Origin of the sequence: Noviherbaspirillum sp. (genome assembly GCF_035627455.1) — a bacterium.
Lineage (GTDB): Bacteria > Pseudomonadota > Gammaproteobacteria > Burkholderiales > Burkholderiaceae_D > Noviherbaspirillum.
Map to the genome: position 1 here is coordinate 33335 of NZ_DASPLS010000105.1, position 23323 is coordinate 56657.

Here is a 23323-nt window from a genome sequence, read left to right on the forward strand (position 1 = left end):
TGATCGATGCGTATGCCGCACGCACGCAGCATCCTCGGCGCGCAAGACGGCAGGGTCGGGAGAGACCTTGTCGGGCGCGGCGTCGGGCAGCGGGCAGTGAAAAGGAGCCAAACAGAACATGGAGTCCGGCAGAATCGGCAAACAGGGTCAAACACATCAAACCAGCGAGCATCCGATTTCGGCGTGCTCGCCGGACTTATCCTTAACGTTCAAGCAATCTTGTCCAACGTCGACGCGCGCCACCCGATCGCAACTACGGTGCGACCCTGATGCGCGCAAAGACGGTGCATACACATTTACGGGCATGCCTGAACCTGGCAATCGCGTCCAATCCCGCAGTCGTCTCGCGCACTGTCCTGTGACCATGCTGCTCCTCGTCCCGCTTCGGCGCTTTTGTTCGTTTTCAGCCGCACCCGGTTCCATCGAATTTGCAATTCGGCGAGGCCGATGGAGACGCCCCTGTGTAGAATGTGCTTTTTATTCTCACACGCGTACCCGTTTGTAACCGGTACGAAACAATTATATCTGCAAAATGAAGGACTTAGCGAGATTTTCTGGGGAGGGGGCGGATTCGGCTTCTGTAGACCGGTCTGCCGGGGCTCCCGCGCAGGTCCGGCTGGTGACCATTTCGGAAGAGGAAGCGGACCAGCGCATCGACAATTTTTTGTTGCGCGTCTGTAAGGGCGTGCCGAAAAGCCATATTTACCGCGTCCTGCGTTCCGGCGAGGTCAGGGTGAACAAGGGCAGGATCGACCAGACCTACCGCCTGCAGGAAGGTGACGTAGTACGCATTCCGCCGGTTCGGGTTGCCGAAAAGATAACCCAGGCCGCACCGGCCGCCGAATTCCGCATCCTGCTCGAGGACGCGCACCTGCTGGTCATCGACAAGCCGGCCGGCGTCGCGGTCCACGGCGGCTCCGGTGTAAGTTACGGCGTGATCGAGCAGTTGCGGGCGGCGCGCCCGCAGGCCAAGTTCCTGGAGCTGGTGCATCGCCTGGATCGCGAGACATCCGGAATATTGCTTCTGGCTAAGAAGCGCTCGGCACTGACCAACCTGCATGAACAGATCCGCGAGGGGCAGCTCGACAAGCGCTACCTGGCGCTGGTGCACGGTGAGTGGCGTAATGCGCGCCAGCATGTGAAGCTGCCGCTGTTTAAATACACGACGCCGGACGGCGAGCGCAGGGTGCGGGTGCAGGCTGACGGCATGGCTTCGCATACTATCTTCAACCTGGTGCGGCGGTACGGGGGGTTCGCGCTGGTGGAGGCCGAACTGAAAACAGGGCGTACCCACCAGATCCGGGTGCATCTGGCATCGAACGGCTTTCCGATTGCGGGTGACGACAAATACGGGGACTTCGCGCTGAACAAGGCGCTGCAGAAAGCGGATGGCGGGCGGATCGCGCTCAAGCGCATGTTCCTGCACGCCTACCGGATTACCTTCCGTCACCCGGACAGCGGCGATCCGGTGACGCTGGAAGCAGCATTGCCGCCGGAATGCGAGCAGTTCCTGAAAAGTCTCGAGCGCAAGGCTGCCTGACAGCGCTGCGGTACAGAATATCAACAAGTTTGCAGCACGACTGCGTTAATCATGGCAAGAAAGCAATTCGATTTAATCGTATTCGACTGGGACGGGACGCTGATGGACAGCACGTCCACCATCGTCACCTGCATCCAGGCAGCGGCCAGGGACCTTGGGCTGCCGGTTCCGGACAACAGGCAGGCCGCCTATGTCATCGGCCTCGGCCTGCAGGACGCGATGCAGGCCGTGCTGCCCGGATTGGAACCGAAATACTATCCGCACATGGTGGAACGCTACCGCTACCATTACCTGACCAAGGACAAGGGGTTGACGCTGTTCGACGGCGTGCGCGAGATGCTCGCCGACCTTGCGCAGCAAGGGTATTTCCTGGCGGTCGCCACCGGCAAGAGCAGGGTGGGGCTGAACCGTGCGCTGGACGCGGCGAACCTGATGTCTGCGTTCGATGCGACGCGCTGCTCGGACGAAACCTTTTCCAAGCCGCATCCGGCAATGTTGCTGGAACTGACCCGGGAACTCGGTCAGGATTTGAGGCGTACCCTGATGATCGGCGATACCACGCATGACTTGCAAATGGCGATCAATGCCGGCGCCGCCGGGATCGGCGTTCATTACGGGGCGCATTCGGCACCGGAGTTGCAGGCGCTCGATCCGCTGTACATCGCCAGTTCTGTTCCGGAGCTGCACAATTGGCTAAGCGAAAATGCATAATTCCGAAATGAATGAAATTGCCATTCCTGTATGCGCGTCCTCCGATCTGGAGGACGGCGGCAAGGGGGTACGCTTTCCCGTTACCGCAGGCGGGGAAGACGGTACGGGCTTTGTCGTGCGCTACGACGGCACGGTATACGGCTACCTCAACCGTTGCGCGCACGTTCCAATCGAGCTGGACTGGAACGAGGGTGAATTCTTCGAATCAGGCGGTCTGTACATCATGTGCTCGACGCACGGGGCCGTATACGTTCCCGAGAGCGGCCACTGCGCCGGCGGTCCCTGCCGAGGCGGGCGGTTGCGCCGGATCACGGTATTCGAAAAGGACAGCCAGGTGTACTGGACGCCGGACGACTACATCAAGCCGGCGCTGGCCTGACACCATTACATTGCAGGGTATTGAACGATGATTGACGATAATTTCGAAGAGCAGAACCAGATTCGCAATTCGGCTTCCCGAAGCGAGCCGGCGCGGGGCGCCGGGTGGGAGCGCGAGGTCCTCGAAAAGCTCGCCTTCGCCACGCTCAGGGAGCAGCGTGCCGCGCGGCGCTGGAATATCTTTTTTCGTTTTGTCATGCTCGGACTGATTGCCGTCGGCCTGTGGCTCGCCTTTGGCCTGAGCCAGCAGGAACCGGAAATCGTCGGCCCGCATACCGCCCTGATCGAGATCGACGGCACCATCGAGGCCGGCGGCGCCGGATCGGCCGACTCCGTGATCCAGGCGCTCAACCGCGCGTTCGCCGACGAGACCTCGGTCGGCGTCATCCTGCGCATCAACAGCCCCGGCGGCAGCCCGGTGCAGGCCGGAATGATCAACGATGAAATTCTTCGCCTGCGCACCGAGTTCCCGAAGAAGCCGCTGTATGTGGTGGTGGAGGAAATCTGCGCGTCCGGAGGTTATTACATTGCCGCCGCCGCGGACAAGATTTTCGTGAACAAGGCCAGCATCGTCGGCTCCATCGGCGTGCTGATGGAGGGTTTCGGCTTCACCGGACTGATGGATAAGCTCGGCGTCGAGCGCCGCCTGATGACCGCAGGCGAGAACAAGGGTTTCCTCGACCCCTTCAGCCCCCAGAGCGGCAAGCACAAGAACTACGCGCAGGAACTGCTCAACGAAGTCCACCAGCAATTCATCGATGTTGTGCGCCAGGGGCGGGGCAAACGCCTGAAGGAAACGCCCGACACGTTCTCCGGCCTGTTCTGGAGCGGTTCGAAAGCAGTGGAGATCGGCCTTGCCGATGGCTTCGGCACCGTGGACTCCGTTGCGCGCGACGAACTCAAGGCGGAAGAGATCGTCGACTACACGCAGCGAGAAGGTCTGTCCGAAAAGCTGTTGAAGAAATTCGGCGGCGCGGTCGGCACGGCGGCAATGTCGTCCTTCTGGAACAGCGCGGCACGGCCGGCATTAAAGTAGGCTCAGGGGCCGACAGGCATCTATCGCACCTGTCGGTGTCATAGGCAATATTCAAGAATTCCGGCCGTACCTGAGTCTTGAAACCTGTACCCCGCGATTTATACTTGAGATGTCCGGTTCCGGTTTCGATCCACGTACCGTATAAAAAGCACGCTACTGGAAAAACTCACGGGCCGGATATCATGTGCCGCGTCTCGGACGCGGTTTTGAGAGGCATACGAGCCTTCTCAATACCTGCCCGACAGGGCATGCAAAACGGCGGCGCAATACCGCCGTTTTGCACTTTTGCGCTACTGGGCAAGCAGCAGGAATACGGTGGGGCGCTTGTGAAAATCCGGCTGCTTTCCGGATGCGAGCTCGGCCTTCCATTTGGCTGCGGCTTGCGTACGTATCGTTTCCGATGCAAGACTCAGGTCGGTGGCGACGCAGACCAGTGTGTTTCCGTGGCACGTCGTCACGATCGCTTCAAGCAGCGCGCCGTTCCGGTACGGTGTTTCGATGAAAAGCTGTGTCTGCTTCTCCTGGCGCGAGCGATCCTCCAGGGCCTTGAGTCGTTTCGCGCGCAGCGCGGCGTCGGTCGGAAGGTAGCCGTTGAATGCAAAGCTCTGGCCGTTCAATCCGCTTGCCATCACCGCAAGCAATAACGAGGAGGGGCCGACCAGCGGCCTGACGGCAATCCCTTTTGCATGCGCGAGCCGCACGAGATTGGCCCCGGGGTCGGCAACCGCGGGCACGCCGGCTTCCGAGATCAGGCCCGCGTCGCGGCCTTCCATCAACGGCGCGAGCAGGGCCGGAAGCGCCTGTTCCGCGGTGTTCACGTTCAGCTCGGCGATGTGTATTTCCTGCAGGGCTTTGCCAAGAGGATGCCGGGCGGCCACCAGCTTCAGGAAGGCGCGCGTGGTCTTGGCGTTCTCTGCGATGAAATAATCGAGCCCGGCGGTAATTGCCTGCACGCGCTCGGGAATGACCTCTGCCAGCGGGTTCTGTTGGCCGGCTTCGCTGCCGAGCGTATTCGGTATGAGGTAGAGAATGCCCGTCATGCGATTTCAGGAAGTAAAGAAGGAAACGCCGGCACGCCGCAACATCGTGCACAGCGCGATCAGGGGCAGGCCGGTCAGGGCGGTCGGATCGCTGCTGTCGATCCGTTCAAGGATCGCGATACCGAGGCCCTCGTTTTTGGCGCTGCCGGCGCAGTCATAGGGTTGTTCCAGCCGCAGGTAGGCATCCAGCTCGGCATCCGGAAGATCGCGGAAGGTGACGAAAGTCTGCACATTCTCCCGCTGGAGGCGGGGTGCGGCGCCCGCGGATCCGTTCCAGAGGCAAAGCGCCGTATGGAATATCACTTCGCGGCCGCGCATCTTCCGCAACTGCGCCAGCGCATTGTCGTGGTTGCCGGGTTTGCCGATCTGTTCACCATCCAGTGTGGCGACCTGATCCGACCCGATGACGATGGCGCCCGGAAATGCTGCTGCAACGGTTGCCGCTTTTTCCTCGGCAAGCCTGAGCGCAGTCTGTTCCGGGCTTTCCCCGGGTCTCGGCGTTTCGTCGATATCCGGCACCGAAACCTCGAAGGGAAGGTGCAGCCGGCTCAGCAATTCCTTCCGGTAGGCAGAGCTGGAGGCGAGGATCAGGCGGGGAAAGTTGGTCGAAGTGGGCATTCTGGCGTTCTTTTTGAATGACTGCTCAACAAAAGCGGCCTAACGCTTTGACGATTAAGGGAAAAGCCTGTTATTATCGCAGGTTTTCCGGGTTCGGCTCGCCGTATGAACGCTTTTGTCATCGATGCCTTCGAGTTTTGCAGACTCAAGGAGCGCCGCGAGGGGGAAGTTGCGGTCGCGGATCTGCCCAGGCTGGCCGACGAATCAGTCGACCGCAAGGGCATGCTTGCGTGGACGCTGCATGGCGGAAACAACAGGCAGGGGCACCCGCAGCTGAGCTTGTCGGTGTCCGGCTCGTTGCATCTGATGTGTCAGCGCTGCCTCGCGCCGTTCGAATTCAAGATCGCCTCCGATGCGACCCTGGTGCTCGCGCAGGACGAGGGCAGCGCCGACGAGATCGACGCGCTTCTGGCCGATGAGTCGGTAGAGGTCATCGTCGGCAGCCACGAGTTCGATATTGGCCAGGTTATTGAGGATGAGGCGCTGCTGGCGATCCCGTTGTCGCCGAAGCATGACGTTTGTCCTGATTTGCCGGCTGTGAAGCCCGCGCCCGAGGACGAAAAGGTTTCGCCGTTCGCGGTATTGAAAAAGTTGAAGCAGTAAGGTATTTCGGCGGCGCTGCGCGCCGGTCGGGAAGTGCAGAAGTATTCCCGGCTTGCAAGAGTTGGCGAGCCGGATATGTTAAAATTTCAGATCTTAAGGTTTAGGAGTCATCATGGCCGTTCAACAAAACAAAAAGTCCCCGTCCAAGCGTGGTATGCACCGTTCGCACGACCACCTGAGCGTTCCGCCGCTGGCAGTCGAGCCGACCACCGGCGAGACCCATCTGCGTCACCACATCAGCCCGAATGGCTACTATCGTGGCCGCAAGGTCCTGAAGACCAAGAACGACGAATAATCGCTGTCATTGTTCGAAGCTGAAAAGCGGCGCGGCGAGTTTGACTTGGCGCCGTTTTTTCATATGCTGAAAAAACGCATTGCGTCATTTTGAATCACGCCGAACCTGGCCCGCTAGTCGGTTGGAGCGAGGTACTGAGTCAAAACAATGACAATCAAAATTTCTATCGACTGCATGGGTGGCGATCACGGCCCGTCAGTCACGATTCCCGCAGCCGTCTCATTCGCCCAGCACGAACCTGACGCCGAACTGATTTTGGTCGGTCTCGAAGATGTGATCCGGGCCGAACTGAAAAAGCTCAACGCTTCTTCGCATCCGCGCCTCTCCGTCGTTCATGCGTCCGAGGTCGTCGCCATGGACGATCCGGTTGAGGTCGCGCTGCGCCGCAAGAAGAATTCCTCGATGCGGGTCGCCGTCAACCTGGTCAAGGAAGGGCAGGCGCACGCTTGCGTTTCCGCCGGAAATACCGGCGCGCTGATGGCGGTATCCCGCTACGTGCTCAAGACCATTCCCGGTGTCGACCGTCCTGCGATCTGCTTTCCCATGCCGAACCAGACCGACACGCCGACCTACATGCTCGATCTTGGCGCGAATGTGGACTGCGAGCCGCAGCACCTGCACCAGTTCGCACTGATGGGTTCGGCGCTGGTCTCCTCGCTCGAAGACAAGGCCAGGCCGACGGTCGGGCTGCTGAACATCGGCGAGGAAGACATCAAGGGCAACGAGGTCGTCAAGCAGACCGCGGCGTTGCTGCGCGCAGACCATGAAAAAGGCATCATCAACTTCTACGGCAACGTTGAAGGCAACGACATCTTCGAAGGGACGACCGATGTCGTCGTCTGCGACGGCTTTGTCGGCAACGTGGTGCTGAAAGCGTCGGAGGGCTTGGGGCGTTTCCTGAAGACGGTGTTCAAGAACGAGTTCAAGAGCAACCCGGTCAATCTTTTGGGTGCCTTCATTGCGCAGGGAGCGATCAAGGCAATTTCGCAGCGCATGAATCCGTCGCGCTACAACGGCGCAAGCTTCCTCGGACTGCGCGGTCTCGTATTCAAAAGCCACGGTGGCGAGGATGCCTACGGTTACGAATGGGCGATCAAGCGCGCGTATGACGCCGCCAGCCACGACCTGCTGTCGCGGATCACCAGGACCATCGCTGAACTGCTGCCTCAGCCGGAGGTGGTGACGGAGGCGGAGGTGTTGAGCGCAACTACCGAATTACCACACCAGAAGACGGCATGACTCTCTATAGCAAAATAATAGGTACGGGAAGTTATCTGCCGCCCAGGCGCGTCACGAATAACGATCTCGCTCTGCAGTTGGCGGAGAAGGGGATAGAGACGTCCGACGAGTGGATCGTGTCCCGCAGCGGCATTTCTGCGCGCCACTATGCGGAGCCGACGGTGCAGTCGAGCGACCTTGCCGCCGAAGCCGCGAAGCGCGCGCTGCAGATGGCCGGCCTGGAATCGGGCGCGATCGATCTTATCATCGTAGCTACCTCCACGCCCGACCATTTCGGCGGCTTCCCGAGCACCGCGTGCGTGGTCCAGCGCAAGCTGGGCATGGCGAACGGCAGCGCAGCATTCGACGTCCAGGCCGTGTGCAGCGGTTTCGTCTATGCGGTATCGATCGCTGACAGTTTCATCAAGTCCGGCGCGCACAAGAACGTGCTGATCATCGGTGCGGAGGTTTTTTCCCGAATTCTGAATTTCGAAGACCGCACCACCTGCGTGCTGTTTGGCGACGGTGCTGGCGCCATCGTCATGACTGCATCGAGCGAACCCGGCGTTCTCGCCACCAAGCTGCATGCTGACGGCAGTCATGGCGACATCCTGTGCGTGCCGGGCAGCGTCAGCGCGGGCGCGATTGACGGCAGCGCCTTCCTGTACATGGACGGCCAGGCAGTGTTCAAGCTGGCAGTCTCCGTCCTCGAGAAAGTCGCCAACGAAACGCTGGATGCGGCCAATATGAACGCATCCCAGATTGACTGGCTGGTGCCGCACCAGGCCAACATCCGCATCATGCAGGGTACGGCGAAGAAGCTCGGTTTGCCGCCGGAGAAGATGGTGGTCACGGTCGACCAGCATGGCAATACTTCCGCCGCTTCCATTCCCCTCGCACTCGATACCGCGGTTCGGGACGGGCGCATCAAACCCGGCCAGAACGTGATGCTGGAAGGCGTGGGTGGCGGGTTCACCTGGGGTGCAGTGCTCGCACGCATGTAATCACTTCTTTCAATAATAAAAGCATGACCAAATTCGCATTTGTTTTTCCCGGGCAGGGATCGCAGGCTGTCGGCATGTTGAACGGCTTTGCCGGGAATGCGGTTGTCGCGCAGACGGTTGCGGAGGCGTCGGACGCACTGCAGTTCGACCTCGGCAAGCTGATCGCGGAGGGGCCGAAGGAGGAACTCGACCTCACCACCAACACGCAACCGGTGATGCTGACCGCGGCCGTGGCCTGCTACCGTGCATGGATCGCTGCTGGCGGAGAAGCGCCTGCCATCGTTGCCGGCCACAGTCTCGGCGAGTATTCCGCCCTGGTCGCATCCGGCGTGATCGCATTCAAGGATGCGGTGCCCCTGGTTCGTTTCCGCGCCCAGGCAATGCAGGAGGCGGTTCCGGTCGGGCAGGGCGGCATGGCCGCCATCCTCGGCCTGTCGGACGACGACGTGCGCGCCGCTTGCATCGAGGCGGCACAAGGCGAAGTGGTCGAGGCCGTCAATTTCAATGCGCCGGCGCAGGTTGTGATCGCCGGCCACAAGGCCGCCGTCGAGCGTGCCTGCGAGGCGGCGAAGGCCAAGAGTGCCAAGCGCGCGTTGCCGTTGCCGGTCTCCGCACCTTTCCATTCGTCGCTGCTCAAGCCGGCATCCGATCGTTTGCGGGATTACATGGCCGGGCTGCAGTTCTCGGTGCCGCAATTGCGGTTGATTAACAACGTCGATGTCGCCGTTGTTCAGGATGTCGCCGCCATCAAGGATGCGCTGGTACGCCAGGCGGCAAACCCGGTGCGCTGGGTCGAGACGGTACAGAAAATGGCGCAGGAGGGTGTCACCCATGTGATCGAATGCGGCCCCGGCAAGGTGCTCGCCGGCCTGACCAAGCGGATCAACGGCGACCTCGTGGGCGACGCGATTGTCGACCAGGCTTCTTTGGACAAAGTGTTGGAGCTTCTCAAGTGAATCTGAACAATCAAGTCGCGCTGGTCACCGGCGCATCGCGCGGCATTGGCCGCGCCATTGCCCAGGAACTGGCGAAGCAGGGCGCCAAGGTCATCGGCACCGCAACCACTGAAGCGGGCGCGGCAGCCATTACCGAATACCTCAACGGCGTCGCGCCGGGCTGCGGCAAGGGCGTCGTATTGAACGTCACCGAGGCTGACGCCTGCAATGCCGTCATCGACCAGGTGCAGAAGGAGTTTGGCGGCCTGTCCATCCTCGTCAACAATGCCGGCATCACCAAGGACCAGCTGGCGATGCGCATGAAGGACGAAGAGTGGGATGCAGTCATTGCCACCAACCTCACCGCCGTCGGCCGCCTGTCGCGCGCTGTCCTGCGCGGGATGATGAAGGCGCGTTACGGCCGCATCATCAACATTACCTCGGTCGTCGGCGCTGCTGGCAATCCGGGACAGATGAATTACGCCGCGGCAAAGGCCGGCGTCGCCGGAATGAGCCGCGCGCTGGCGCGCGAGATCGGTAGCCGCAACATCACGGTGAACTGCGTTGCGCCCGGGTTCATCGACACCGACATGACGCGCGAACTGGGCGAGCAGCAGACCGAAGCCCTGATGCAGCAGATCCCGCTCGGCCGCCTCGGTCAACCCGAGGACATCGCTGCTGCAGTCACCTTTCTTGCCTCGCCACAAGCAGGGTACATCACCGGCACGACGCTCCACGTCAATGGCGGCATGTACATGAATTAAGCAACTCTTGGACGCTTTTGGCCGAAGATCAAGCATTATTGAAAACAAAAGCCAAAAGTGAATTTTCACTGCGCAAACCTGATAAAATGCGCGCACTTTCTGTAATCCACTGGAGGGATAATATGTCCGATATCGAACAACGCGTGAAGAAGATCGTCGCCGAGCAACTGGGCGTCGCCGAAGCAGACATCAAGAATGAATCGTCTTTCGTCGATGACCTCGGTGCCGACTCGCTCGACACGGTTGAACTCGTTATGGCACTCGAAGACGAATTTGAAATGGAAATCCCCGACGAGCAGGCCGAGAAGATCACAACGGTGCAGCAGGCGATCGACTACGCCAAGGCACACGTCAAGGCCTGAAGCTGTTTTGATTCAAACCAGGAGTACCGCTTGAGCCGCTCTCGTGAACGTCGTGTCGTAGTGACCGGCCTCGGTTGCGTTTCCCCTGTCGGCAATACGATTGCCGATGCATGGGCTGCGCTGATCGAAGGCAAATCCGGCATTGCGACCATCACCAAGTTTGACGCCACGCCTTTCTCCACGCGTTTCGCCGGTGAGGTCAAGGGCTTCAATATCGAGGATTACATTCCCGGTAAGGAAGCGCGTCACATGGATACATTCATCCACTACGGGATGGCCGCGGGAATCCAGGCGATTCAGGACAGCGGCATCACTGCGACCGAGGAAAATGCCGAGCGCATCGGCGTGATCGTCGGTTCCGGTATCGGCGGCCTGCCGATGATCGAGGAAACGCATGCCGAGCTGACCAACCGTGGTCCGCGCCGCATCAGTCCGTTCTTCGTGCCGGCGTCGATCATCAACATGATCTCCGGGCACCTGTCGATCAAGTACGGCTTCATGGGGCCGAACCTGGCGCTGGTGACGGCTTGCACGACCGGCCTGCACTGCATCGGTGCAGCTGCGCGCATGATCGAGTACGGCGACGCCGACGTGATGGTCGCCGGCGGTGCCGAGTCGACCGTCTCCCCGCTCGGCGTCGGCGGTTTTGCAGCCGCGCGCGCCCTCTCTGCGCGCAATGAAGATCCTGCCACCGCTTCCCGTCCATGGGACAAGGATCGCGACGGCTTCGTCCTGGGCGAAGGCGCCGGCGTGATGGTGCTGGAAGAATATGAACACGCAAAGGCGCGTGGCGCGAAGATCTACGCGGAAGTGCTCGGCTTCGGCATGAGCGCCGATGCGTACCATATGACCGCGCCGCGCGAAGACGGCGACGGCGCACGTCGCTGCATGGTGGCGGCACTCAAGAACGCGCAAATCGATCCGGACCGGGTGAGCTATGTCAACGCGCATGGTACCTCGACGCCGCTTGGCGATATCGCCGAGACCGTGGCGATCAAGCGTGCACTGGGCGACCATGCGAGCAAGGTCGTGGTGAACTCGACCAAGTCGATGACCGGCCACCTTCTGGGCGGCGCAGGCGGCCTGGAATCCGTATTCACGGTACTGGCCGTGCATAACCAGGTCTCCCCGCCTACCATCAACATCTTCAATCAGGATCCTGCCTGCGATCTGGATTATTGCGCCAACACCGCGCGCGAGATGCGAATCGATATCGCAGTGAAGAACTCGTTCGGCTTCGGCGGCACGAACGGCACCCTCGTCTTCGGCAAGGTCTGATCGACGCGTTCCCCTCCCTGGCAGCGGAGGGGAACGTTCAGCCATCCATTTCCGTCTCTTCCATGTCCATTGCGGTCTCCGCGGTCGTGCAGCCCTCACGCTTCCTGCGTGTGGCGACGGCGGTGATGGCGCTCGCATCGGCCGCCACAGGCATCGCGATCGGCATCGGCGGCATCGGCGCCGGACTTCCGGCACCGGCGCGGACGCTTCTCGCCGCAGTGGTGGTTTTTCTCTCGTTTTTTGGGTTTTATCATGGCGTTCGTCATCGAAAACCCATACATATTGATATCTCCGGCACAGGTCAAATCCGCATCGCCAAACCCGCTTCAAATGCCCCTTGTATGGAATTGAACCGGCCGCATGTATGGGGGATGGGCGAGGTTGTCCGTCTGACGGACTGCTCGACGATCTGGCCCTCCATGCTCTTGCTGCACCTGAAGGCGGACAGCGGAGAAGTGACGATAGTCCCGGTCATGCGGGACAGCGTCCCGCCGGACGGGTTTCGCGCGTTATCGGTTGCGTGTCGATGGATTAGTCAACGGAAAGACGAATCGGAACGTGAAATTCTCTAAAAATTTTTCAAAACTGATTGAACTTATTGCATTTCCCGCAGTCAACTGCACTAGCCGCGTGAATGTTGCAACAGAACAAGGGACCGGGGATTGACGACAGAACGCGACATTGATCAACTGCTTGTCGAGCGCGTCCAGCGCGGCGATAAAAAGGCGTTCGAGCTGCTGGTCTCCAAGTACCAGCGAAAACTGATGCGGCTCGTATCGCGGCTTGTGCGCGACCAGGCAGAAGCAGAGGACGTGGTTCAGGAAGCCTTCATCAAGGCGTACCGTGCCCTGCCGCAATTCCGTGGGGACTCGGCGTTTTATACCTGGCTCTACCGGATCGGCATCAACACGGCGAAGAATTACCTCGTCACGCAGGGCCGAAGGGCGCCGACGTCCACCGAGGCGGATGCCGAAGAGGCGGAAACCTTCGACGACGGCGAGCACCTCCGGGACATCAATACGCCGGAGTCGATGCTCGCGACGAAGCAGATCGCTGAAACCGTGAATGTGGCGATGGATGCACTGCCCGACGAGCTGCGCATCGCGATTACATTGCGTGAAATCGAAGGCTTGAGCTACGATGAAATCGCGGAAGCAATGGGGTGCCCGATCGGCACCGTGCGCAGCCGGATTTTCCGGGCTCGCGAGGCTATCGCAGAAAAACTGAGGCCGCTGTTAGGCACTGCGATCGACAAGCGCTGGTAGGTGCAGGGATAGGCAAAACGAGGCTTTTTCAAGCAAAAACAGGATATGGCGCATCCTGAACGAGGTAGGTATGAACACGAAAGAAACGACCCGGGAACAGATTTCTGCATTGGCGGACGGCGAGCTGGACGAGCTGCAGCTGGATGCTGCGCTTGCGTCCTTGCGCGACCAGGATGCGCGCGCGGACTGGGATCTGTATCACCAGATTGGTGATTTGTTGCGTTCGGACGACATGGCTGTCGGCCTGAGCCCCGGGTTTTCTGCGCGCATGGCGGCGCGGCTGGATGCAGAGCCGACGATCGTCGCTCCTCCGAGTGCTGTCGCGCCTGCGCAGGTGAAGTCCGCTGCCCGTAGTTCGGCACGGAAATGGGCGTTGCCGAGCATGGCTGCGGCAGCGGCGATGGCAAGCGTGGCATTCATCGCCACGCCGCAGCTGATGGTTGCGATGAAGGGCGACAGCAGCAGCACCGCACAGGCACCGGTGCAACTTGCAGGCGGGGAGCAGCCGGGAATCGTTGCCGCGTCCGCTCCTGAAGGAGTGGTGCTGCGCGACCCGAGGATCGACGACTATCTGATGGCGCACCAGCGCATTTCTCCATCCGTCTACAGCTCTGCCCAGTTCGCCAGGTCGGCGACATTTGCAACCAATCCTGGTAAATGAATCTTATGCGGCAAACAATCGCTTTTTTAAAGTTTGTCGTTGCCATGTCGTTTTTCCTCGTGCTCTCGGCGCACGCCGACGGCACCGGCGTCTCCGACGCTCGGGAAGCGCAGTCGTGGCTAAAGAAGATGCAAGCGGCGGCACAGAAGCTGAATTACAGCGGCACCTTCGTCTACCAGCAGGGAAATCAAATGCGCACCTCGCGCATCACGCATGTCCTCGACGGCCGGAACGAATATGAAAAGCTGGAAGTGCTTGACGGCAAGCCGCGCGAGTATGTCCGCACCAACGACGAAGTCATCTGCTACGTGCCGGAATCGAAAACCCTCTTGGTGGAGAAAAGGGGGGTGCAGGACGTATTCCCGGCGATCCTTGCCGCCAGCCCCGCCGAGCTGGAGGGACTCTATAGCATCAGGAAGGGCGAGGTCGGTCGTGTTGCCGGCTACGATTGCCAGGCGATCCTGCTTGAACCCAGGGACAATATGCGTTACGGCTACCGCCTCTGGGTCGAGAGGAGCAGTGGATTGCTGCTGCGGGCGCAAACGCTGAACGAGAAGCAGGAAGTGATCGAACAGATTGCATTCACCCAGATCGCTATTGGTGATGTCGATCGTGCTCGTGCCAAGTCGAGCTTCACCAATACCAGCGGCTGGAAAGTGGAAAATGCGGTAATGAGCCAGGCCGGGCCGTCCGGCTGGACGGTCAAGTCGCTGCCGGCGGGCTTCAAAAAAGTCCGGGAAGTCAAACGGGTGGTGACCGATTCCGGCGCGACGGAGTCGGTTGCACCCGCTTCGCTGCGGTCAGGCCAGCGCGAAGTCTCGCAAATGGTGTTTTCGGACGGCCTCGCCGCCATCTCGGTTTTCATTGAACCGGGTTCGCAGAGTCGTACCGAAGGTTCGATGCAGCAAGGCGCGCTGAACATCGTTGGCAAGCGACAGGGCGACTTTTGGCTTACCATCGTCGGTGAGGTGCCTTCAACGGCAATCAGGCAAGTCGCCAACTCGATTGAATTCACATCCAGACAGCTAAAATAGATGAAATGAAAACATTCTCGATCGCTCGACAATTCGTTTTCGCACTCTTCGTGGGCACGTTGGGAGGCGTGGTCCTGCCGATCATGCTGGGTTCGGCGTCGATGGCGCAGGCTGCATCCGGCCAGGTGCTGCCCGATTTTGCCGACCTGGTCGACCGGACCGGCCCCGCAGTGGTGAATATCCGCACCATTGAACGCGTCAAGTCCGGCCAGAACGGCAGCGGCATGCCGGGTGCCGAGGATGAGGAGATGCAGGAGTTCTTCCGCCGCTTCTTCGGCATCCCGATGCCGCGCCAGCAGCAGCCTGCACCGCGCGGCCGCCGTCCCGGGCCTCAGCAGGAAGAAGAAGTGCCGCGGGGTGTCGGCTCCGGGTTCATCATTTCCGCGGACGGCTTTGTGCTGACCAACGCCCATGTGGTTGACGGCGCCGACGACGTCTTCGTCACGCTGACCGACAAGCGCGAATTCAAGGCCAAGATCATCGGCGTCGACAAGCGAACCGACGTTGCTGTTGTGAAAATCGATGGCAACAACCTGCCGCGCCTGATCATCGGCGATCCGAACAAGCTTCGTGCCGGTGAATGGGTGATCGCCATCGGCTCGCCGTTTGGTCTCGACAATACAGTGACCGCCGGCATCGTGTCCGCAAAGGCGAGGGATACCGGCGATTATTTGCCGCTGATCCAGACGGACGTGGCGGTCAATCCCGGCAATTCCGGAGGGCCGCTGATCAACATGCGCGGTGAAGTAATCGGTATCAATTCCCAGATCTATAGCCGTTCAGGCGGCTATATGGGCATCTCCTTTGCCGTGCCGATTGACGAAGCCATGCGGGTGGCGGACCAGTTGCGAACCAGCGGACGCGTCACGCGCGGGCGGATCGGAGTCCAGATCGGCGAGGTGACCAAGGACGTCGCCGAGTCTCTCGGTCTGGCGCGTACCCAGGGGGCGCTCATCCAGCGTGTCGAGCCGGGCGGCCCGGCGGAGAAGGGCGGTCTGGAAGCCGGCGACATTATCCTGAAGTTCAACGGCAACAACATCGAGAAATCCAGCGACCTGCCGCGCATGGTGGGTGCAACCAAACCGGGTACGCGCGCGACGCTGACAATTTGGCGCAAGGGAGCAGCGAAGGAAGTGCCGCTCACCATCGCCGAGCTGGAACAGGAAAAGGTGGCGCGCAAGGATGAGAAGAAGCCGAAGCCCGACCAGGCGCCGAATGCCTTGGGGCTGGTTGTAAGCGATCTGTCGGATGCGCAGAAAAAAGAGCTGAAGGTCGATGGCGGCGTGATCGTCGATGCATCCGACGGTGCGGCGGCGCGCGCCGGAGTGCGGCCGGGCGACGTGATCCTGCGGCTGAACAACAGCGACGTCAAGGATGCGAAGCAGTTCAACGGTCTGGTCACGAAACTGGAGCCGAAGAAAGTAGCAGTCGTCCTTGTGCGCCGCGGCGAGGCTTCTCAGTTCGTGCCGATCCGTCCGAACGGGCAGTAAGGGCAAACGTGATGCAGGCGAGCCGTGACCGGAAGGTCGCGGCTCTTTTTTCGTCCCGCTATACTGAAAGCACCGCCGGTCCGGATGATGGAGCAGGGCGGGAAGGGACTCTCCGGGAAATAAGCACCGTGGTTCATTTCACACTTTACACGCGTTCGTACTGCCATCTTTGTGACGACATGCTCGAAGCGCTGCAGGCGTTGAGCGGGGAGTACCCGTTTACCGTCGAGTTGATGGACGTGGACGCCGACGAAGTGCTGGTCGCCCAGTTCGATGAACTGGTCCCGGTATTGTTCGGCCAGAAAGGCGACAAGGAATCCGTCCAACTCTGCAATTATTTCCTTGATGAAGCGAAGGTGAGGACGTTTCTCGCAGCCGCATAGCTATTCCCCCACCACCGTGCCGCAGAGTTCGTTTGCGAGGCGGCGTGAATGCGCCGGCTCTGCCGATTTTGCGGGTTTTCCCTCGTGAAATCCGGTAAAATGCCGGCTATCGAACAACCTTATGTCTAAAAGGCGCTCACTTGGGGGAGAAAATCCCGTTCAGAGCGCCTTTTTTGTAATTGCATCTTAGCTAATGGACAACATTCGGAATTTTTCCATCATTGCGCACATCGACCACGGCAAGTCCACGCTCGCGGACCGGATCATCCAGATCTGCGGCGGCCTGTCGGATCGCGAAATGGAAGCGCAAGTGCTGGACTCGATGGACCTCGAGCGTGAACGCGGCATTACCATCAAGGCGCAGACGGCGGCGCTGAACTACAAGGCGCGCGACGGCAGGGTCTACAACCTCAATCTCATCGATACGCCGGGCCACGTCGACTTCAGCTATGAAGTCAGCCGTTCCCTGTCGGCCTGCGAAGGCGCGCTGCTTGTGGTCGACGCCTCCCAGGGCGTGGAAGCGCAGACGGTCGCCAACTGCTACACCGCGCTCGACCTTAACGTGGAAGTGGTGCCGGTCCTGAACAAGATCGACCTGCCGTCTGCCGACCCCGATAACGCGATTGGCGAGATCGAGGATGTGATCGGCATCGATGCGAGCGACGCGGTGCGCTGCTCGGCGAAGACCGGCCTAGGCGTCGAGGACGTGCTGGAAGCGCTGATTGCGAAAGTCCCGCCGCCCAAGGGCGAGACGAACAGTCCGCTGCAGGCGCTGATCATCGACTCCTGGTTCGACAACTATGTCGGCGTGGTGATGCTGGTGCGTATCGTAAACGGCACCCTGCGCACCAAGGACAAGATCGCGCTGATGGCGACCGGCGCGCAATACCTGACCGAGAGCGTCGGTGTGTTCACGCCAAAGTCGCAGGCGCGCGAAGAACTTTCCGCGGGGCAGGTGGGTTTCGTGATCGCCGGCATCAAGGAGCTGAAGGCTGCGCGCGTCGGCGACACCATTACGCTGGCCGCCAAGCCGGCGCCGGCGCCGCTGCCGGGCTTCAAGGAAGTGCAGCCGCAGGTGTTCGCCGGCCTGTTCCCGGTGGAGGCCAACCAGTATGACGCGCTGCGCGACTCGCTGGAGAAGCTGAAGCTGAACGACGCCGCGCTCATGTACGAGCCGGAAGTGTCGCAGGCGCTGGGCTTCGGCTTCCGCTGCGGCTTCCTCGGCCTCTTGCATATGGAAATCGTGCAGGAACGCCTCGAGCGCGAGTTCGACATGGACTTGATCACGACGGCGCCGACCGTGGTGTATGAAGTGGTGCAGCGCGACGGCACGGTCATCATGGTCGACAACCCGTCGAAGATGCCCGATCCGTCGAAGATCGAGGAAATCCGCGAGCCCATCGTCACCGTCAACCTCTACATGCCGCAGGAGTATGTCGGCTCCGTGATCACGCTCTGCACACAGAAGCGCGGGGTGCAGATCAACATGACCTACCACGGCAAGCAGGTGATGCTGACCTATGAAATGCCGATGGCGGAAATCGTGCTCGACTTCTTCGACAAGCTGAAGTCGACCTCGCGCGGCTACGCATCGATGGACTACGAATTCAAGGAATACCGTGCGGCGGACGTCGTCAAGGTGGACATGCTGATCAACAGCGAAAAGGTCGATGCGCTGGCGATCATCGTGCACCGCGCCAGCAGCCAGTTCCGCGGGCGTGCGGTGGCGGCGAAGATGCGCGAGCTGATTCCGCGCCAGATGTTCGATGTCGCCATCCAGGCCGCGATCGGGGCGAACATCATCGCCCGCGAGAACGTCAAGGCCATGCGCAAGAACGTGCTTGCCAAGTGCTACGGCGGCGACATCTCGCGCAAGCGCAAGCTGCTCGAAAAGCAGAAGGCGGGCAAGAAGCGCATGAAACAGGTTGGTTCGGTCGAGGTGCCGCAGGAGGCGTTCCTGGCGATTTTACAAGTGGAAGATAAATGAGTTTGCAAGCGATTCTCGGCAACTTCGCATTAATCCTTTTCATTCTCACTATCGGCACAGGAATCATCTGGTTCCTGGACATTTTCCATTTCGCCCGGCAGCGCCGGGCGCGCGCCAATGCGGCACTGGCCGAGTTTGACGCGCGCCACGCCCGAATGCGCGCGGACGGCATCAAGGTCGAGGATGGCGACCGTGCGAAACTGGAGGCGGATATCCTCAGGCAGCCGACGTGGATCGAGTACTCCGGCAGCTTTTTCCCCGTCATCGCGCTTGTCTTCTTCCTGCGCTCCTTCCTGTACGAGCCGTTCAAGATCCCGTCGAGCTCGATGGTCCCGACCCTGGTCATCGGCGACCTGATCCTGGTGAACAAATTCACCTACGGTGTCCGCCTGCCCATCATTAACAAGAAGATCATCGAGATGAACGACCCGCAGCGTGGCGACGTCATGGTCTTCAAATACCCGAAAGATCCCTCGCTCGACTACATCAAACGCGTCATCGGCGTGCCGGGTGATAAAATCACGTATAAAAACAAGCGTTTAACGATCAATGGTAAAGAAGTTTCTTACGAGCCGCTTCCTGACTACCTGGACGAAGAGCACTTGAGCTATTCGAAACAGTACGTGGAAAGGCTTGGAGACGTTCCGCACAAGATCCTGAACGACGAGAAGGCGCCGGCCTACGTGCAGAATCCGGATCCGTTCCCGATGCGGGAACTGTGCAGCTATAACGTGGAAGGTTTCACTTGCACCGTCCCCTCTGGACATTACTTCATGATGGGGGATAATCGGGATAACAGCCTCGATAGCCGGTACTGGGGATTTGTTCCGGACGAAAATATTGTCGGAAAGGCATTTTTCGTTTGGATGAACCTCGGTAATCTGAAGCGGATTGGCAGTTTTCAATAACGAGAAACTAGGGAGTGTGTGCATGAAGCGTGGGATTTGCGCCGGGCGGCGGCAGAACGGGCTTTCGTTGGTGGGGTTCCTGTTCGGCGTCGTCATCGTTGCCTTGATCGCAGTGCTTGGAATGAAAGTAGTGCCGACGGTCGTCGAGTTTTCCGCAGTCAAGAAGGCAATCGTCAATGCAAAAAATGCGGGAACGACTGTCAAAGAAATTCAGGATTCCTTCGAAAAGCAGCGTGAGACGAATTACATCGAGTCCGTGACCGCAAAGGACCTCGAAATTACCAAGACCGGCGACGGCTGGGATGTTGCAGTCGCCTATCAAAGGAAGATTGAACTGTTCGGACCGGCAAGCCTTGTGATCGATTACGAGGCGACGACCGCAGGCGCAAAGAAACCGAAACCTTGATCTGGTTGGACACGAAACACGATGGACTTCAAGTTATTGCAGGATCGGCTGGGCCACACGTTCAAGGACGCTGCGTTGCTGCAGCAAGCCTTGACCCATCGCAGCCACAGCAGCCTGCATAACGAGAGGCTCGAGTTTCTCGGCGACTCCGTCCTCAACTGCGTCGTTGCTTCCCTCTTGTTCGAGCGTTACACCAAGATCGACGAGGGCGACCTTTCGCGTTTGCGGGCAAACCTCGTGAAGCAGCAGTCGCTGTACGAGATTGCCCAGCGCCTCGAGCTTTCGCAATTCCTCCGGCTTGGCGAGGGTGAGCTCAAGTCGGGCGGATTCCGGCGTCCGTCCATTCTGGCCGATACCCTCGAAGCCCTGTTCGGCGCGATCTTTCTCGATGCCGGCTTCAATGCCGCACGCGATGTGATCCGCTCCCTGTACATCCCCATTCTCGATACGGTTGATCCGAAAACGCTGGGCAAGGATGCGAAGACCTTGCTGCAGGAATTTCTCCAGGGGAAAAAGCTGGCCCTGCCGCAGTACAACGTCGTGGCCACGCACGGCGCGGCCCACAACCAGGAATTCGAGGTCGAGTGCCTCGTGCCGAAGCTCGACATCCAGGTGTTCGGAACCGGAGGCAGCCGCCGCGCCGGCGAGCAGGCCGCCGCGAAGCTCGCACTCGAAGCTGTGCAAACGGCCCTGGCGAAATCGTCTTCGTCCGCCCGGAAGACCCGACCGCGCGCATCCCAGCTCAAGCTGGCGGGCATTGCCACGATCCAGCCGGACGCCCCCGTCGAAAGCGAGACCAAGAAGGTCACGAAGACGGCCAAAGCCGAGGGCAAACAGGACACCAAGCCTGATCCTTCGCAGAACAAGCTGGACTTGAAGCCGGAGCCGCGGCAAGAGCCGAAGGAAAACGCGCCCAAGCCCGCAGATGACGCCGCGCCGTTGGTGGAAACCACAGGGCAGGCGGGACCTGCCACCCAAACGAAAACTGCATGACATCAACAGATTCCCGCGACGAATTCCGCTGCGGATACATTGCCATCGTCGGCCGCCCCAATGTGGGGAAATCGACCTTGATGAACGCCCTGATCGGCGCCAAGGTGAGCATCACGTCGCGCAAGGCGCAGACGACGCGCCACCGTATTACAGGCATCCAGACGAAGGAAAATACGCAATTCGTCTATGTCGACACGCCTGGCTTCCAGACCAGGCACTCGAACGCGCTTAACCGGACGCTCAACCGCACTGTCACCAACACGCTGACGGCGGCAGACGTCATCCTGTTCGTGATCGAATCCGGCACCTTCGGCCCTGCCGACAAGCAGGTGCTCGAACTGATTCCGGAAAAGGTGCCGTGCATTCTGGTGCTGAACAAGGCGGACCGGACCAAGGACAAGGCCGTGATGATGCCCTTTGCGCAGAAGGTCGCCGCCGAACGCGATTTCGCCGCCATCGTCCCGGTCTCGGCCAAGCAGCGCTTCCAGCTTGACGTGCTCGAATCCGAGATCCGGAATTTCCTGCCCGCCAATCCGGCGATGTTCGATGAAGACGACATCACCGACCGCAGCGAGCGTTTTCTGGCGTCTGAAATCGTGCGCGAAAAGGTATTCCGCTTTGTCGGCGACGAGCTGCCCTACACCAGCACGGTACTGATCGAAAAGTTCGAGCTGGAAGGCAACTTGCGCCGCGTCTTCGCCGCGATTCTTGTCGATCGCGACAGCCACAAGGCGATGGTGATCGGCCAGAAGGGCGCAAAGCTCAAGGAGATTTCCACCCAGTCCCGCCTCGACATGGAAAAGCTGTTCGGCGGTCCGGTGTATCTGGAGATCTGGGTCAAGGTCAAGTCGGGCTGGGCGGACAACGAAGCCGGGCTGCGTGCATACGGTTACGAATAGACCGGGCCGTGAGTCCGGACCATACGAGGACGACACGTTCGACCATGGCGTTACCGCTGACCAACGAGGACGAGGGGCTGCCTGTCGGCCCTGCCTTGCCGCAAGAGGCTGAAGGCGCCGCCCCTGCGGCGCGTCCGTCGAAGGTGCAGGCGCGGCGCGAAGGCGCATCGTCCAAGACGCACGAAAAAGACTACCGGGTTTCCTCGCAGCCGGCATTCGTCCTGCACAGCTACCCGTACAAGGAAACCAGCCTGATCGTGGACGTGTTTTCGCGCGACTACGGCCGTGTTGCCCTGGTCGCCAAGGGTGCCAAGCGCCCGCACTCGAAGCTGCGGGCCGTATTGCAGACCTTCCAGCCATTGACGCTCGGGTGGAGCGGAAAGGCCGAAGTACGCACCCTGACCTCGGCGGAGTGGATCGGTGGCCTGTTGCCCCTGGAGAAGTCGGCGCTGCTTTGCGGTTTTTACCTGAACGAACTGCTGGTGAAGCTGCTGGCGCGCGACGATCCGCATCCGGCCCTGTTCGACCACTACATCGCTACTCTCAACCAGCTGGCGCACGACGAGCCGGCGCCGATCGTCCTGCGCAAGTTCGAGCGGGCCTTGCTGAAGGAAACCGGGGTTGGCGGCAACCTCTCGGTCTGCACCGCGACCGGACACACCGTGGAACCCGATCGCGTCTACGTCGTCGATCCGGAGCGCGGGCCGCGGCCGGCGCACCCTGCGGACAATACGCCACGCGTGCACGGCAAGACGCTGCTGGACATGGAGCAGGAGGATTATCGAGACGCCACGACCCAGGCGCAAAGCAAGTTCCTGATGCGCTTCCTGCTCGCGCACCATTTGGGCGGCGCGCCGCTCAACACGCGACAGATTCTGATAGATTTGATGCAGTTGTAAGTCCATTCGCCACTCTAGAAAATTGCCATGAGCCTCCTACATCCCACCACTCCGGTAATCGACCTTGGCGTGAACATCGACCACGTGGCTACGGTGAGAAATGCCAGGGGAACGGTGTATCCCGATCCGGTCCAGGCGGCCTTGCTGGCCGAGGACGCCGGCGCGGATTGCATCACCTTGCACCTGCGCGAAGACCGCCGCCACATCCGGGACGGGGACGTGGAAGCAATCCGGCCGCAATTGCGGACTCGGATGAACCTGGAATCGGCGGTGACGCGCGAGATGCTCGACTTTGCGTGCCGCATCCTTCCGCACGACGTCTGCCTCGTGCCGGAGCGCCGCAACGAGGTGACGACGGAGGGCGGGCTGGACGTGGTCAAGCATTTCGCCGAGGTGCAGGCAGCGGTGCGCCAACTGCAGGCCGAAGGCATCCGCGTGAGCCTCTTCATCGATCCGGATAACGAGCAGATCCGCGCGGCCGCGGAAACTGGTGCGCCGGTCATCGAGATCCACACCGGGCGGTATGCGGATGCCAGGGATGAAATCGAGCTAAACCGTGAGCTCGAGCGTGTGCAGGCAGGCGTCGTCGACGGGGTGAAGCACGGGTTGAAGGTGA

At 60.4% G+C, this 23323-nt stretch carries 27 protein-coding genes; 25 read left to right on the forward strand and 2 right to left on the reverse strand.

Translation table 11 applies throughout. The annotated features are described in order from the left end of the window. Positions 1 to 532 precede the first annotated feature (532 nt). The 4 genes from VEC01_RS20080 to VEC01_RS20095 are packed head-to-tail and all read left to right on the forward strand — an operon-like array spanning position 533 to position 3665. Positions 533 to 1540 (forward strand): RluA family pseudouridine synthase, encoded by a 1008-nt coding sequence (locus VEC01_RS20080; RefSeq protein WP_324902695.1) that lies wholly within the window; start codon positions 533 to 535, stop codon positions 1538 to 1540. A gap of 51 nt (positions 1541 to 1591) precedes the next feature. Continuing rightward, on the forward strand, positions 1592 to 2251 hold the full coding sequence (locus tag VEC01_RS20085) for an HAD-IA family hydrolase (RefSeq protein WP_324902696.1): 660 nt from the start codon (positions 1592 to 1594) through the stop codon (positions 2249 to 2251). After that, positions 2244 to 2630: a Rieske (2Fe-2S) protein gene (locus VEC01_RS20090; protein ID WP_414691480.1), complete on the forward strand. Its 387-nt coding sequence runs from the start codon at positions 2244 to 2246 to the stop codon at positions 2628 to 2630. The genes VEC01_RS20085 and VEC01_RS20090 overlap by 8 nt, the downstream gene beginning before the upstream one ends. Before the next feature lie 27 nt (positions 2631 to 2657). Beyond that, the gene (locus tag VEC01_RS20095; protein ID WP_324902697.1) at positions 2658 to 3665 is read left to right on the forward strand and encodes a S49 family peptidase; all 1008 of its coding nucleotides are present in this window, start codon (positions 2658 to 2660) and stop codon (positions 3663 to 3665) included. 290 nt (positions 3666 to 3955) lie between these two features. Here VEC01_RS20095 and VEC01_RS20100 read toward each other — a convergent pair whose 3' ends face one another. Further along, entirely contained in the window at positions 3956 to 4705 is a 750-nt protein-coding gene (locus VEC01_RS20100) for an SAM-dependent methyltransferase (protein ID WP_324902698.1), read from the reverse strand. Between the two features lie 6 nt (positions 4706 to 4711). Beyond that, on the reverse strand, positions 4712 to 5323 hold the full coding sequence (locus VEC01_RS20105) for a Maf-like protein (RefSeq protein WP_324902699.1): 612 nt from the start codon (positions 5321 to 5323) through the stop codon (positions 4712 to 4714). Positions 5324 to 5428: 105 nt separating this feature from the next. Between VEC01_RS20105 and VEC01_RS20110 the strand changes: the two genes are divergently transcribed. The 21 genes from VEC01_RS20110 to VEC01_RS20210 all read left to right on the forward strand — a co-directional run. Beyond that, positions 5429 to 5926 carry a DUF177 domain-containing protein gene (locus tag VEC01_RS20110; RefSeq protein WP_324902700.1) on the forward strand — a complete coding sequence of 166 codons (498 nt, stop codon included), beginning with the start codon at positions 5429 to 5431 and terminating at the stop codon, positions 5924 to 5926. A gap of 112 nt (positions 5927 to 6038) precedes the next feature. Continuing rightward, entirely contained in the window at positions 6039 to 6221 is a 183-nt protein-coding gene (gene rpmF, locus VEC01_RS20115) for a 50S ribosomal protein L32 (RefSeq protein WP_057293158.1), read from the forward strand. A 147-nt stretch (positions 6222 to 6368) separates the two neighbouring features. Beyond that, complete coding sequence (plsX, locus tag VEC01_RS20120; RefSeq protein WP_324902701.1) at positions 6369 to 7460, forward strand: phosphate acyltransferase PlsX; 1092 nt, start codon at positions 6369 to 6371, stop codon at positions 7458 to 7460. Continuing rightward, on the forward strand, positions 7457 to 8443 hold the full coding sequence (locus tag VEC01_RS20125) for a beta-ketoacyl-ACP synthase III (protein WP_324902702.1): 987 nt from the start codon (positions 7457 to 7459) through the stop codon (positions 8441 to 8443). The genes plsX and VEC01_RS20125 overlap by 4 nt, the downstream gene beginning before the upstream one ends. 23 nt (positions 8444 to 8466) lie before the next feature. Next, entirely contained in the window at positions 8467 to 9399 is a 933-nt protein-coding gene (fabD, locus tag VEC01_RS20130) for an ACP S-malonyltransferase (RefSeq protein WP_324902703.1), read from the forward strand. Continuing rightward, a complete protein-coding gene (gene fabG, locus VEC01_RS20135; protein WP_324902704.1) occupies positions 9396 to 10142 on the forward strand; it encodes a 3-oxoacyl-ACP reductase FabG in 747 nt (248 codons plus the stop codon). The genes fabD and fabG overlap by 4 nt, the downstream gene beginning before the upstream one ends. A 122-nt stretch (positions 10143 to 10264) precedes the next feature. Beyond that, positions 10265 to 10504, forward strand: a complete 240-nt coding sequence (acpP, locus tag VEC01_RS20140; protein ID WP_040041346.1) for an acyl carrier protein — start codon at positions 10265 to 10267, stop codon at positions 10502 to 10504. 30 nt (positions 10505 to 10534) lie between these two features. After that, positions 10535 to 11782, forward strand: coding sequence for a beta-ketoacyl-ACP synthase II (gene fabF / locus VEC01_RS20145; protein ID WP_324902705.1), 1248 nt, complete (start codon positions 10535 to 10537; stop codon positions 11780 to 11782). 62 nt (positions 11783 to 11844) lie between these two features. Continuing rightward, positions 11845 to 12354 carry a flagellar hook-length control protein gene (locus tag VEC01_RS20150; RefSeq protein ID WP_324902706.1) on the forward strand — a complete coding sequence of 170 codons (510 nt, stop codon included), beginning with the start codon at positions 11845 to 11847 and terminating at the stop codon, positions 12352 to 12354. Positions 12355 to 12444: 90 nt separating this feature from the next. After that, positions 12445 to 13047, forward strand: coding sequence for an RNA polymerase sigma factor RpoE (rpoE, locus tag VEC01_RS20155; protein ID WP_057293164.1), 603 nt, complete (start codon positions 12445 to 12447; stop codon positions 13045 to 13047). A 70-nt stretch (positions 13048 to 13117) separates the two neighbouring features. Then, positions 13118 to 13708: a sigma-E factor negative regulatory protein gene (locus VEC01_RS20160; protein WP_324902707.1), complete on the forward strand. Its 591-nt coding sequence runs from the start codon at positions 13118 to 13120 to the stop codon at positions 13706 to 13708. Positions 13709 to 13713: 5 nt separating this feature from the next. Further along, on the forward strand, positions 13714 to 14742 hold the full coding sequence (locus tag VEC01_RS20165) for a MucB/RseB C-terminal domain-containing protein (RefSeq protein WP_324902708.1): 1029 nt from the start codon (positions 13714 to 13716) through the stop codon (positions 14740 to 14742). Positions 14743 to 14825: 83 nt separating this feature from the next. Continuing rightward, positions 14826 to 16232 carry a DegQ family serine endoprotease gene (locus tag VEC01_RS20170; protein WP_324902718.1) on the forward strand — a complete coding sequence of 469 codons (1407 nt, stop codon included), beginning with the start codon at positions 14826 to 14828 and terminating at the stop codon, positions 16230 to 16232. A gap of 128 nt (positions 16233 to 16360) precedes the next feature. Next, complete coding sequence (locus VEC01_RS20175; RefSeq protein ID WP_324902709.1) at positions 16361 to 16615, forward strand: glutaredoxin family protein; 255 nt, start codon at positions 16361 to 16363, stop codon at positions 16613 to 16615. A gap of 193 nt (positions 16616 to 16808) precedes the next feature. Then, a complete protein-coding gene (gene lepA, locus VEC01_RS20180) occupies positions 16809 to 18602 on the forward strand; it encodes a translation elongation factor 4 (protein WP_324902710.1) in 1794 nt (597 codons plus the stop codon). Next, positions 18599 to 19510, forward strand: coding sequence for a signal peptidase I (gene lepB / locus VEC01_RS20185; RefSeq protein ID WP_324902711.1), 912 nt, complete (start codon positions 18599 to 18601; stop codon positions 19508 to 19510). Before lepA ends, lepB begins: the two co-directional genes overlap by 4 nt. A 22-nt stretch (positions 19511 to 19532) precedes the next feature. Continuing rightward, positions 19533 to 19916 carry a DUF4845 domain-containing protein gene (locus tag VEC01_RS20190; protein WP_324902712.1) on the forward strand — a complete coding sequence of 128 codons (384 nt, stop codon included), beginning with the start codon at positions 19533 to 19535 and terminating at the stop codon, positions 19914 to 19916. Between the two features lie 21 nt (positions 19917 to 19937). Beyond that, positions 19938 to 20909 (forward strand): ribonuclease III, encoded by a 972-nt coding sequence (rnc, locus tag VEC01_RS20195; RefSeq protein WP_324902713.1) that lies wholly within the window; start codon positions 19938 to 19940, stop codon positions 20907 to 20909. After that, a complete protein-coding gene (gene era, locus VEC01_RS20200) occupies positions 20906 to 21808 on the forward strand; it encodes a GTPase Era (RefSeq protein ID WP_324902714.1) in 903 nt (300 codons plus the stop codon). Before rnc ends, era begins: the two co-directional genes overlap by 4 nt. A gap of 44 nt (positions 21809 to 21852) precedes the next feature. Further along, positions 21853 to 22707 carry a DNA repair protein RecO gene (gene recO, locus VEC01_RS20205; RefSeq protein ID WP_324902715.1) on the forward strand — a complete coding sequence of 285 codons (855 nt, stop codon included), beginning with the start codon at positions 21853 to 21855 and terminating at the stop codon, positions 22705 to 22707. Between the two features lie 27 nt (positions 22708 to 22734). Continuing rightward, the coding region (locus VEC01_RS20210; RefSeq protein ID WP_324902716.1) for a pyridoxine 5'-phosphate synthase at positions 22735 to 23323 on the forward strand (589 nt) is incomplete at its 3' end.